This window comes from Cobetia sp. SIMBA_158 (assembly GCF_046566945.1).
Lineage (GTDB): Bacteria > Pseudomonadota > Gammaproteobacteria > Pseudomonadales > Halomonadaceae > Cobetia > Cobetia amphilecti.
Genome location: NZ_JAWJYL010001268.1, coordinates 1 through 228, shown reverse-complemented (window position 1 = coordinate 228; position 228 = coordinate 1). Strand labels below are relative to the sequence as shown.

Annotated in this window: 1 protein-coding gene; it reads right to left on the bottom strand. The window is 64.5% G+C overall.

Annotation, left to right across the window (positions count from 1 at the left end; all coding sequences use genetic code 11):
- Positions 1 to 198: hypothetical protein (locus R2R70_RS23800; RefSeq protein ID WP_410979461.1), on the bottom strand; the 198-nt coding region annotated here is incomplete at its 3' end.
- Between the last annotated feature and the right edge of the window lie 30 nt (positions 199 to 228).

The following is a 228-nucleotide window of genomic DNA, read 5'->3' as shown; positions in this document are numbered from 1 at the left end:
CTCGGGACCGGCGCCCTCCCAGACCACGCTGACATCGACGGATTCGACGATCACATCGGGAAAGAACTGTGCCCGCATGTTGGGGATTGCGGCCGCGCCGAGGATCAGCAGCAGCATCAGCAGCAGGTTCGCCGCCGTGCGGTGGCGGGTGAAGTAGCTCAGGATACCGCTGGCCTTCTGGATCGGAGACGTCGCCATGAGAATTCACCTGTGGCTGTCGCGCCGCAG